Source organism: Streptomyces sp. E2N166 (assembly GCF_003671715.1).
In the GTDB taxonomy this organism is placed as follows: Bacteria; Actinomycetota; Actinomycetes; order Streptomycetales; family Streptomycetaceae; genus Streptomyces; species Streptomyces thinghirensis.
The window spans coordinates 1,046,376-1,056,821 of the sequence record NZ_RAIF01000006.1 but is presented as its reverse complement, the minus strand read 5'-3'; the positions used below and the strand labels follow the sequence as shown (position 1 = coordinate 1,056,821).

At 73.0% G+C, this 10,446-nt stretch carries 11 protein-coding genes and 1 pseudogene; 5 read left to right on the top strand and 7 right to left on the bottom strand.

The window, feature by feature from the left end:
* The 3 genes from EBH09_RS05135 to EBH09_RS05125 form a co-directional block, all read right to left on the bottom strand.
* Positions 1 to 484, bottom strand: a 484-nt coding sequence (locus EBH09_RS05135) for a hypothetical protein (RefSeq protein ID WP_345940922.1), incomplete at its 3' end; no start/stop codon positions are given.
* A 113-nt stretch (positions 485 to 597) separates the two neighbouring features.
* Positions 598 to 1,110, bottom strand: a complete 513-nt coding sequence (locus tag EBH09_RS05130; protein WP_121745774.1) for a DinB family protein — start codon at positions 1,108 to 1,110, stop codon at positions 598 to 600.
* 43 nt (positions 1,111 to 1,153) lie between these two features.
* Positions 1,154 to 1,762, bottom strand: coding sequence for a TetR family transcriptional regulator (locus EBH09_RS05125; RefSeq protein WP_121745773.1), 609 nt, complete (start codon positions 1,760 to 1,762; stop codon positions 1,154 to 1,156).
* Between the two features lie 98 nt (positions 1,763 to 1,860).
* Between EBH09_RS05125 and EBH09_RS05120 the strand changes: the two genes are divergently transcribed.
* A complete protein-coding gene (locus EBH09_RS05120) occupies positions 1,861 to 3,078 on the top strand; it encodes an FAD-dependent monooxygenase (protein WP_121745772.1) in 1,218 nt (405 codons plus the stop codon).
* A 13-nt stretch (positions 3,079 to 3,091) separates the two neighbouring features.
* Positions 3,092 to 3,997: a Gfo/Idh/MocA family oxidoreductase gene (locus EBH09_RS05115; protein WP_121745771.1), complete on the top strand. Its 906-nt coding sequence runs from the start codon at positions 3,092 to 3,094 to the stop codon at positions 3,995 to 3,997.
* On the opposite strand, the gene lnt is transcribed toward EBH09_RS05115, so the two are convergent.
* On the bottom strand, positions 3,921 to 5,495 hold the full coding sequence (lnt, locus tag EBH09_RS05110; RefSeq protein WP_121745770.1) for an apolipoprotein N-acyltransferase: 1,575 nt from the start codon (positions 5,493 to 5,495) through the stop codon (positions 3,921 to 3,923). The two genes, EBH09_RS05115 and lnt, sit on opposite strands and share 77 nt — an antisense overlap.
* Positions 5,496 to 5,675: 180 nt before the next feature.
* Here lnt and EBH09_RS05105 point away from each other — a divergent pair, with 180 nt between their 5' ends.
* Complete coding sequence (locus EBH09_RS05105) at positions 5,676 to 6,416, top strand: SDR family oxidoreductase (RefSeq protein WP_121745769.1); 741 nt, start codon at positions 5,676 to 5,678, stop codon at positions 6,414 to 6,416.
* Positions 6,417 to 6,429: 13 nt separating this feature from the next.
* Here the strand turns inward: EBH09_RS05105 and EBH09_RS05100 are convergent, their stop codons facing one another.
* From EBH09_RS05100 to EBH09_RS05090, 3 genes are all read right to left on the bottom strand, one after another.
* Positions 6,430 to 6,609: a hypothetical protein gene (locus EBH09_RS05100; RefSeq protein ID WP_121745768.1), complete on the bottom strand. Its 180-nt coding sequence runs from the start codon at positions 6,607 to 6,609 to the stop codon at positions 6,430 to 6,432.
* 63 nt (positions 6,610 to 6,672) lie between these two features.
* Positions 6,673 to 7,548, bottom strand: a complete 876-nt coding sequence (locus EBH09_RS05095; RefSeq protein ID WP_121745767.1) for an undecaprenyl-diphosphate phosphatase — start codon at positions 7,546 to 7,548, stop codon at positions 6,673 to 6,675.
* A gap of 137 nt (positions 7,549 to 7,685) precedes the next feature.
* Complete coding sequence (locus EBH09_RS05090; RefSeq protein WP_121745766.1) at positions 7,686 to 8,162, bottom strand: helix-turn-helix domain-containing protein; 477 nt, start codon at positions 8,160 to 8,162, stop codon at positions 7,686 to 7,688.
* A 101-nt stretch (positions 8,163 to 8,263) separates the two neighbouring features.
* On the opposite strand from EBH09_RS05090, the pseudogene EBH09_RS39935 reads away from it, so the two are divergent.
* Positions 8,264 to 9,319, top strand: a pseudogene (locus EBH09_RS39935) (thiolase family protein); the annotation flags it as partial.
* Between the two features lie 546 nt (positions 9,320 to 9,865).
* A partial coding sequence (locus EBH09_RS39930) for an ATP-binding protein (protein ID WP_345940927.1) occupies positions 9,866 to 10,446 on the top strand: 581 nt, incomplete at its 3' end.

Below are 10,446 nucleotides of genomic sequence, written 5' to 3'. Positions count from 1 at the left end.
AGATGACCGCCTCCGGGCTGCCCGGTCGCCAGCCGCCGTACTGCTTGCCGAGCGAGCACACGTCGGCGTTCTCGCCGGTGCCCCGGCCGGTCGGCCGGGGCACGTCGGGGACCTCGACGCGAGATCGCTCCCGGCCCTGCTCCCGCTCCGGTGTCCCGGGGTGTGCGGTCCGAGGTCGTTGTTCCGGACGGGCGCGGGGGGCGGCGGGTTTCCGCTGCGGTGGGGCCGCCGCCGGGGGCGTCGTACGGCGCGGCTCGCCGGAGGCGTGGTCCGGGGCCCGGGAGGGGCCGATCATCTCCAGCGCCTCACGGGCCGGGGCCTGCACGACCCGAGGCACGGACGGGCCGTCCGGGCGCGGCGCCGATGAGCGGGCGCCCGCCGCCGACGGGTCGGCCGCGGTCGGGCCCTGGACCGTCGTACAGCCGGTCAGGGCCGAGACCGCCACGGTCACCAGGAGCGTTGCGGTGGTCGTCGTTCGATGCACCCGCGCCACTCTGCTGGGTCGCGCCCCGTGCACGGGCGCCGGACAAGCGGAGGTTGCCCCGCACGGGTGATCTCCGGCCCCGTACGGAGGCCCCGGGGCCGCCGAGGGTGACGTCAGTCGCCCGTGGCGCCGTCGAGACTCTCGCGGATCAGATCGGCGTGCCCGTTGTGGCGGGCGTACTCCTCGATCATGTGGGTGTGGATCCAGCGCAGGGTGTAGCGCTCGCCGGTGCGACGGTGCAGGCCGCGGGTAGGCGCGTCGAGGGGGACGCCGGCCGCGTTGCGCCGGGCGGCCTCGATCTCGGCCTGCCAGGTGGCGTGGGCCTCCTGCCAGGTGTCCGCCTCGGTCACCAGGAACTCGCCGTCCGGGTTCTCGTCGCTGTAGTGGATCGGGTCCGCGTCCTCGTCCGCCAGCACCCTGCGGTACCAGCTCCGCTCCACCTCCGCCATGTGCCGCACCAGCCCCATCAGGGTCAGCGTGGACGGGGCCACGGCGGCGGTCCTGAGCTGGGCGTCGGTGAGGCCCTCGCACTTCCACGCGAGGGTCTGCCGGTGGTACTCCAGCCAGCCCTCCAGCATGCTGCGTTCGTCGGCGTCGGCGGCTGGTTCGCGGCGTTCGGTTGTCATCTCGGCATCCTCGCCGATGAAGACACCCGCCCACCAGGAGATTTCAGCCGCCCAGCATGCCGTCCAGCACCTCGCGCAGACCGGCCCGTACCTCGTGGAGGCTCGGCACCTGAGCGTGGAAGGTCCCGGCCACGCAGCTGAACATCAGCCCGTCCGCCCAGGCGACCAGCGACAGCACGTGGCGTGCCGGGTCGGCCGAGCCCATCGCCGTGACGAGGGCGCCGAGTTGCTCACGGAAGCGGGCGCCCGCCGCGTCGAAGTGGGCTCGCAGCTCCGGGCGGCGCGTGGCCTCCAGGGCCAGTTCGTACCGGGCCAGCGTCAGCTCGCGGTTGCGGGTCAGGGCGCGGTGTGTCGCCAGTGCCAGCGCGTCCACCAGCGAGTCCAGGCCGTGGCGCGGGTCCGGCATCTCGTCCAGCCCCAGCACCCGCGCCTCCCGGTCGGCCAGGCGCCGCACGGCCAGTTCCAGGAGCGCCTGCCGGGTCCGCGCCAGGTTGGACGTGGAGCCCTGGGGGAGTCCGGCCGCCTCGTCGACCGCACGGTGCGTGAGCCCGCGCATCCCGCGCTCGGCGAGCAGGGCGAGAGCGGCGTCGGCCACGAGGCCGGCGCGGGTGGCGCCGGCGGGGGACGCGGTGAGTGGGGTGCCTTCGGACATGGAAAGCAACCTACCTCTTTCACTACGGCTGTAGTACAGTCGCGATCGAAGGCTTCACTACAGGTGTAGTGAGCGGATGGCGAGTGCGAGGAGGAGCCATGACACTGACGCGGCGGGCCGTCGTGATCGGCGGCGGCATCGGAGGGCTGACCGCGGCGGTGGCCCTGCACCGCCGCGGCCTGTGGGTCACCGTCCTGGAACGCGCCCACTCGCTCCAGCCGATCGGCGCGGCCATCTCCCTGTCGCCCAACGCCCTGCGCGCCCTGGACGTCATCGGCCTCGGCGACGAGATCCGCGACCTGGCCGCCTGGCAGGGCGACGCGGGCCTGCGCACGCCGGGCGGGCGCTGGATCTCCCGCACCAGCGCCGAGGCCGCGGCGGCCCGGTTCGGGGGCCCGCTCGTGCTGCTGCACCGGGCCACCCTCATCGACCGGCTGGCCGCGCGACTTCCGTCCGACACCGTCCGCACCGCCGCCGACGCGATCCTCGCCGATCCCGGCGACAGCGCCCGGCCGGCCAGGGTGCGCACCCCCGAAGGCGAGCTGGAGGCGGACCTGGTCGTCGGAGCCGACGGCATCCGCTCCTCCGTACGCGGCACGCTGTTCCCGCACCACCCGGGGCCCGTCTACTCCGGCTTCACCACCTGGCGCGTGGTGATCCCGGTGCCCGGCGCCGAGTTCGCCTCCCACGAGACCTGGGGCCGGGGCCGCATCTGGGGCACGCACCCGCTCAAGGACGGGCGGGTCTACGCCTACGCCGCCGCGATCGCCCCGGCGGGCGGACACGCGGCCGACGAGAAGGCGGAGCTGCTGCACCGGTACGGGGACTGGCACGATCCGATCCCCGCCGTCCTCGCCGCCGCCCGCCCCGAGGACGTCCTGCGCCACGACGTGCACCACATCGCCGAGCCGCCGCCGGCGTACCACCAAGGCCGGGTCGCCCTGCTGGGGGACGCCGCGCACGCCATGCCCCCGACCCTCGGCCAGGGCGGCAATCAGGCCGTCGAGGACGCGATCGTGCTCGCCCACCACCACGACGACCTCGCCGCCTACACCGCCGCGCGTCTGCCCCGTACGACCGGCGTCGTCCGCCAGGCCGTCAGGGTCGCCCGGCTCAGCCTGATGACCAACCGAGCCGGGACCGCCGTACGCGACACCGTGATCGCCGCGCTGTCCAAGGCCGGACCGGCCCTCTTCCTGCGCGGCTTCGACGGCATCGCCGACTGGCGGCCCCCGACGGGGGCCCCTCCCGCTCGAGCGAGGCCGAGAGCGGGGGAAGCCGTATGCTCCCAGCAGACCCAGGTCGGCGAGCGTTAGAGGAGCACATCCCGTGAAGGTCGGCGTCATCGGACTCGGCGACATCGCGCAGAAGGCATACCTGCCGGTACTCGCCACACTGCCCGGGGTCGAACTGCACCTGCAGACCCGTACCCCCGCGACGCTCAACCGCGTCGCCGACGGACTGCGCCTCGCGGACGGGCAGCGCCACGCCGGCCTCGACTCGCTCCTCGCCGAGGGTCTCGACGCCGCCTTCGTGCACGCGCCGACGGCCGTCCACCCCGAGATCGTGACCCGGCTCCTCGAAGCCGGCGTCCCGACCTACGTCGACAAGCCGCTCGCCTACGAACTCGCCGACTCCGAGCGCCTGGTGGCCCTCGCCGAGGAACGTGGCACCAGCCTCGCCGTCGGCTTCAACCGGCGCCACGCCCCCGGGTACGCGCAGTGCGCCGAGCACCCGCGCGAGCTGATCCTCATGCAGAAGAACCGCATAGGCCTGCCCGAGGAACCGCGCACGATGATCCTCGACGACTTCATCCACGTCGTCGACACGCTGCGCTTCCTGGCGCCGGGACAGGTCGACGACGTGACGGTCCGCGCCCGTGTCCGGGACGGCCTGCTCCACCACGTCGTGCTCCAGCTCGCCGGGAACGGCTTCACCGCGCTCGGCGTCATGAACCGGCTCAGCGGTTCGGCGGAGGAGATCCTCGAGGTCTCCGGCCAGGACACCAAGCGCCAGGTGGTCAACCTCGCCGAGGTGATCGACCACAAGGGCCAGCCGTCCGTGCGGCGGCGCGGTGACTGGGTCCCGGTGGCCCGCCAGCGCGGCATCGAGCAGGCGGTGCTCGCCTTCCTCGACGCCGTGCGCGCCGGCAAGGTGCTCAGTGCCCGGGACGCGCTTGAGACCCATGAGCTGTGCGAGCGGGTGGTGCGGGCGGTGGCGGAGCGCTCCGCCTGAGCCGCACCGCCCGTACACCCTCGGTGGCGGCCCAGGCCGCGAGGATCAGCAGTGCCGCGTGCGGCGTCCAGTCGCCGTAGCGGACGTACGGCGTGCTGCCGTGCGTGAGCGGCACCTCGTACACTCGCGACGCGCTCGCGTCGGTGCCGAGCCACGACCCGATCCGGGCGCCGTTCGCGTCGTAGACGGCGGAGACGCCGGTCAGGGTCGCGTGCACCATCGGGCGGCCGGTCTCGGCGGCGCGCAGCGCGGCGAGCGAGGCGTGCTGCTCGGGCGCCCAGGTGTGCTGGAAGGTCGACGTCGACGACTGGGCGAGCAGCACCTCGGCGCCGTCGGCGGCGAGCCGACGGCTCATGTCGGGGAACGCGCTCTCGAAGCACACCATCGGGCCGAGCCGCAGCCCGTCCCCGGCGTCCATCACCACCTGCTCGGAGCCCCGCCTGCGGTCCTCGCCCGCCGCCTCGCCGACAGAGGTGGCCCAGCCGAGCAGTGAGCGGGCCGGGACGTACTCGCCGAACGGCACGAGGCGCATCTTGTCGTACCGCTCGCCGGTCGGACCGTCGGGGCCGACGAGCACCGAACTCTTGTAGATGCCGGGCTTGTCGGAGCGCCGCGCGTCCACGTTGACCAGGATGTCCGCGCCGGTCTCCCGCGACAGCGCCGTGAGCCGACGTGCCAGGTCGGGCCGGTCGTCCAGGTCGAAGCCGACGCTGCTCTCGCCCCAGACGATCAGGTCGGGGTCCCGGTCGGCGAGCCGGCGGGTCAGCTCCTCCTCGCGGTCGAAGCGCCGGTCGGCACTGTCCCGGCCGGCGACGATGCCGGGCTGCACGACGGCGATCGCGACCCGCTCGTCGGTGTCGGGGCGCGGTGACCAGACCCAGGCCGCGGAGGTGGCGGCGGCGGTGGCGACCAGCCCGGCCAGTGCGGGCACCCGGGCGCGGCGGACGGCGACGAGCACGGCGACGGCGACGTTGACGGCCACGACCAGGAAGCTCAGCAGCCACACCCCGCCCACCGAGGCGAGCCGCAGCGCCGGCGCCACCTGCCACTGACTCGCGCCGAGGACGCCCCAGGGGCCGCCGAGCCCTTCCCAGGAACGGACCAGCTCCACCGCCAGCCAGCCCGACGGCAGTACCACGAGCGACGCTGCGACCCCGCGGACCGAGGGCGTCCCGCCCAGCAGCCGGCGCACCAGCCAGCCCCACGGCGCCCACAGCGCGCCGAGCAGCGCGGCGATGACGAACGTGAACACATGCAGGTTGGGCAGCAGCCAGTGATGCATGGCCAGCATGAACCCGAAGCCGCCGCACCACCCGTCGTACGCCGCCCGCTTCCAGGTCGGCGCGGTACGGGCCAGCAGCAGCCAGGGCACCAGGGCGACCCAGGCCCACCACCACAGGGCCGGACCCGGAAAGGCGAGCACGGGCAGCGCGCCGGCGACCGCGGCGGCGGCCGAGCGCCGCCACGTGGAGGCGAGCCGACGGTCGAGCGTCTTCATAGGCGCCTCCCTACCCCGTGGTCTCTTCAGTGTGCGCGCTCGACGAGGGCGGATTGCAGTTGATCACATCGGATGTCCGGGTCCGGGGAAGCGTGACCTCGCTTAACATGATCGATGATCGATCAAATCAACGGGCGGCAGCGCCCGTCGGTCCCACGAAGATCTCTGCTGGAGGTACTCATGAAGCGTCCCGTCACGGTGGTCACCGGCGGCAGCCGGGGGATCGGGGCTGCGGCCTGCCTGCGGCTCGCGGCCGACGGGCACGACGTCGTCGTGGGCTATGTGCGGGACTCGGCGGCGGCGGAGGCGGTCGTCGCGGGAGTGCGCGAGGCCGGCGGCCGCGGTCTCGCGGTCCGGGCGGACACGTCGGTCGAGGCCGATGTCGAGCGGCTCTTCGCGGTCGCGGAGGAGCGGCTGGGACCGGTGACGGGGCTGGTGAACAACGCGGCGGTGACCGGGCCGCTGGGGCGGCTCGCCGACAGCGACGCCGCGAACCTGCGCCGGGTCCTGGACGTCAATCTGCTGGGCGTGCTGCTGTGCGCCCGGCGCGCCGCGCAGCTGATGACCGCGCGGGGCAGCGGTGTGATCGTGAACGTGTCGTCGGGCGCCGCGACCATCGGCAGCCCGGGGGAGTACGTGCACTACGCGGCGACCAAGGCGGGCGTCGATGCCCTGACCGTGGGCCTGGCCAAGGAGCTCGGCCCGGACGGCGTCCGCGTCAACGCGGTCGCCCCCGGGGTCATCGACACCGAGATGCACGCCGCGATGGGCGACCCGGAGCGTGCCCGGCGGATGGGGACCGCGGTTCCGCTGGGCCGGGCGGGACGGGCGGAGGAGATCGCCGCGGCGATCTCCTGGCTGATGTCGCCGGACGCGTCGTACACGACGGGGACGGTGCTCAGGGTGGCCGGCGGGCGCTGACCGCCCCGGCCGGTCAGGCCGCCTCGATGACCTCGCCGCGGATCGCGGTCGCCCACTCGACCACCAGCAACTCGTACTCCACACGCTCCTGCGCCGACAGGGTCCCGCCCGCGCGCCGCCACAGGGCACGGATCTGATCGTTCAGCTCCGCGGCGGACCGCACGAAACCAGGAGTCACGGAATTGGGGGACATGCGGACAAGCCTAGGGGCAAGCACTGACAGTGCGCTACCGGACGGCTACAGAAGCGGTTGCGGTCAGCCGGACGACTCCGCGGCGTGCGGGCTGAGGGCACCCGTCGCGACCAGGGCGATGATGACGACGCCGAGCGCGATGCGGTACCAGACGAACGGCATGAAGCTCCTGGTCGAGATGAACTTCATGAACCAGGCGATGACCGCGTACCCGGTGGCGAAGGCGATGATCGTCGCGAACACCGTCGGGCCCCAGGAGATGTGGTCGCTCTCCATCGCGTCCGTGAGCTCGAACAGGCCGGAGGCGAGCACCGCCGGGATCGCGAGCAGGAACGAGTACCGGGCCGCCGCCTCGCGGCGGTAGCCCATGAAGAGGCCGCCGCTGATGGTCGCCCCGGATCGGGAGACGCCGGGAATGAGGGCCGCGGCCTGGCAGAGACCGTAGATCAGGCCGTCCCGGACGCTCAGGTTCTCCAGTTCCTTGCGCTGCTTGGGCGCGCGGTGCCGGCCGCCCTTCTCGTCCCGCGCTGCCATCCGGTCCGCGACGCCGATGATCACACCGACGACGATGAGCATGGTCGCCGTGATCCGCAGATCGCGGAACGGGCCCTCGATCTGGTCCTTCAGCGTCAGGCCGAGCACGCCGATCGGGATCGAGCCGACGATCACGAGCCAGCCCATGCGCGCGTCGGGGTCGTGGCGCATCGACTTGTCGGTGAGCGACCGCGTCCACGCCGAGATGATCCGCCCGATGTCCTTGCGGAAATAGATGAGTACGGCGGCCTCGGTGCCGATCTGCGTGATCGCCGTGAAGGCCGCGCCCGGGTCGTGCCAGCCGGAGAACGCCGCGGTCAGGCGCAGGTGAGCGCTGGAGGACACGGGGAGGAACTCGGTCAGCCCCTGGACGAGTCCGAGGATGAGTGATTCAAACCAAGACATGAGGTTACGGGGTCCAAGTGCCGATCGAGAAACGGGCGACGGGCACGCCGAAGCGCCGTGTGCGGTGATCAGGACCAGGCGTGCCGAGGGGCAGCGTAGCGCCCCAAAGTGAAGATCGGCCCACAGGGGTGGGAGGGCTACTGGGCCACCGTCGGGCCCGCCACCGTCCAGCCCGGGGCCTGCGGATGGGCGGTCAGGTCCTCGTGCCGGACGGTGTCGCCGCAGGCCCGGCAGGTCACCTGCGGGACGAGTTCGCTGCCGCAGGCGTGCTCGATCACCATGGGGCGGTCGTCGTCCGCGCGCAGGTGCCGGTCGCCCCATTCCATGAGGGTCATCAGGACCGGCTCCAGCTCCAGTCCCGCCCTGGTGGGCCGGTACTCGAAGCGCTGCGGGCGTTCGCTGTACGGCTGCCGGGTCAGGATCCCCGCGTCGACGAGCCGCCGCAGCCGGGTGGCGAGGATGTCGCGCGGGGCGCCGATGTTGCGCACCAGTTGGTCGAAGCGGCCGTTGCCGAGACACACCTCGCGCAGCACGAGCAGGGAGTACTTCTCGCCGACGAGCGCCAGGGCGTCGGCGATCGAGCAGGGGCGCGGGTTCTTGGGGGCGGCGGCCATGACATCAGTCTAAGTGAGGGTTTGTTTTTCCAACTCACGGAGCTATAGTGAGTCCAGATTTCCTACTCACTGGTAGTCGCCGGCCATCGGAGGTCCGCACCATGCGTGACGCAGTCGTCGTCGAAGCCGTACGCACCCCCATGGGCAAGGGCAGGGCGAACGGCGCCCTCGCGCACGTCCATCCCGTGGAGCTCCTCGCGCACACTCTGCGGACCCTCGTCGAACGCTCGGGTGTCGACCCGGTGCTGATCGACGACGTCATCGGCGGCACCGTCGACCAGGTCGGCGAGCAGGCCATGAACACCACCCGCTACGCCCTCCTGTCGGCCGGCTTCCCCGAGTCCGTCCCCGCGACCACCGTGGACCGCCAGTGCGGTTCCTCCCAGCAGGCCGTCCACTTCGCCGCGCAGGGCGTCATGGCCGGGGCGTACGATCTCGTCGTCGCCTGCGGGGTCGAGTCGATGAGCCGGGTGCCCATGTGGTCCAACGTGCCGTCCGGCACGGACCCCTTCGGCCCCGGCGTCGCCGCCCGCTACCTTGAGGGACTCGTTCCGCAGGGCGTCAGCGCCGAGCTGATCGCCGCCAAGTGGTCGCTCACCCGGGAGCGGATGGACACCTTCGCCGTCGCCTCCCACCACAAGGCCGCCGAGGCCTGGGACGCCGGCCGCTTCGACGCCGAGATCGCGCCCCTCGACGGCGTCTCGCGCGACGAGTGCGTACGCCCCGCCAGCAGCGTCGAGGTCCTCGCCGGCCTCAAGTCCGCCTACCACGACCCGGCCTTCGCCGAGCGTTTCCCGCAGATCGAGTGGAACGTCACCGCCGGCAACGCCAGTCCGGTCAACGACGGCGCATCGGCCGTGCTGATCACGTCGGGCGAGACCGCCGCCCGCCTCGGCCTGCGCCCGCTCGCCCGCCTGCACAGCTTCGCCGTCACGGGCTCCGACCCGCTGCTGATGCTGACGGGCGTGGTCCCGGCCACCGAGAAGGTGCTGCGCAGGGCGTCGCTCTCCCTCGGCGACATCGACCTGTTCGAGGTCAACGAGGCCTTCGCGAGCGTGGTGCTGGCCTGGCAGCAGGAGACCGGTGCCGACCTCGACCGGGTGAACGTGCACGGCGGGGCGATCGCCCTGGGCCACCCCCTCGGCGCCTGCGCGGTCGTCCTGTTCACCGTTCGGTCCACCGGCGCCCGGCCCGGCCTCGTCCTGTGGTGCGTGCTCGCGGGGGCGGTCTCGGTGACCCTCGCGGCCGTCGTCATCGCCGCCGTCGCCGCCGACCGCGCCGCGCGGTCCGTGCACGACCGCGTGGGCGCCCTGCGCCGCAGCACCGCGCGCTCGGAGGGCGATCTGCGCGCCGTGGTCGAGGCGTTGCGCCGCGGCGAGACCCCGCCCCAGCGCAAACCGCGCGGTGGACCGCCGGACGACGCCGACGACTTCGAACTGCTCGCCGCCGACCTGTCCCGCGCCCACGACGGCGCCGTCACCGCCGTCGTCCGGGCCGCCCAGCTCTCCAGCCAGGCGGGCAGCGAACAGAAACTGGAGGTCTTCGTCAACCTCGCCCGGCGCCTGCAGTCGCTGGTGCACCGGGAGATCTCCATCCTGGACGAGCTGGAGAACGAGATCGAGGACCCCGACCTCCTCAAGGGCCTCTTCCACGTCGACCACCTCGCCACCCGCATCCGCCGCCATGCCGAGAACCTGGCCGTGATGGGCGGCGCCGTCTCACGCCGGCAGTGGAGCAACCCCGTCGACATGACCGAGGTGCTCCGCTCGGCCATCGCCGAGGTCGAGCAGTACTCGCGCGTCCGGCTGGTCCCGCCGATCGACGGCACCCTGCGCGGCCACGCCGTCGCCGACGTCATCCACCTGCTGGCCGAACTCGTCGAGAACGCCACCCTGTTCTCCGCCCCGCAGACCCAGGTGCTGATGCGCGCCAATCTCGTCACCTCGGGCCTCGCCGTCGAGGTCGAGGACCGCGGTCTCGGCATGCCCGTCGGCGAGCAGAGCCGGATGAACGCCCTGCTCGCCGACCCCGACCAGGTCAACGTGGCCCGCCTGCTCGCTGACGGCCGCATCGGGCTGTACGTCGTCTCCCAGCTCGCCAAGAGGCACGGCATCACCGTCCGCCTGCAGACCAACATCTACGGCGGTGTCCAGGCCGTACTGGTCGTGCCGCAGGCCCTGTTGGGCACGGAGCCGGGAGCGCTCCCCGGGGGCGGGGCCCGGCCGGAGGAGGCCGGCGGGGCTGACCCCGTGCCGCTGCCGCCGCCCCGGCCGCAGCCGCGGAC

What these genes read in the sequence shown, in the direction of transcription:
- EBH09_RS05100 (WP_121745768.1), bottom strand. Translation starts at nt 6,609, where the DNA reads ATGTCCCCCAATTCCGTGACTCCTGGTTTCGTGCGGTCCGCCGCGGAG.
- EBH09_RS05090 (WP_121745766.1), bottom strand. Translation starts at nt 8,162, where the DNA reads ATGGCCGCCGCCCCCAAGAACCCGCGCCCCTGCTCGATCGCCGACGCC.
- EBH09_RS05105 (WP_121745769.1), top strand. Translation starts at nt 5,676, where the DNA reads ATGAAGCGTCCCGTCACGGTGGTCACCGGCGGCAGCCGGGGGATCGGG.
- EBH09_RS05130 (WP_121745774.1), bottom strand. Translation starts at nt 1,110, where the DNA reads ATGACAACCGAACGCCGCGAACCAGCCGCCGACGCCGACGAACGCAGC.
- EBH09_RS05120 (WP_121745772.1), top strand. Translation starts at nt 1,861, where the DNA reads ATGACACTGACGCGGCGGGCCGTCGTGATCGGCGGCGGCATCGGAGGG.
- lnt (WP_121745770.1), bottom strand. Translation starts at nt 5,495, where the DNA reads ATGAAGACGCTCGACCGTCGGCTCGCCTCCACGTGGCGGCGCTCGGCC.
- EBH09_RS05125 (WP_121745773.1), bottom strand. Translation starts at nt 1,762, where the DNA reads ATGTCCGAAGGCACCCCACTCACCGCGTCCCCCGCCGGCGCCACCCGC.
- EBH09_RS05095 (WP_121745767.1), bottom strand. Translation starts at nt 7,548, where the DNA reads ATGTCTTGGTTTGAATCACTCATCCTCGGACTCGTCCAGGGGCTGACC.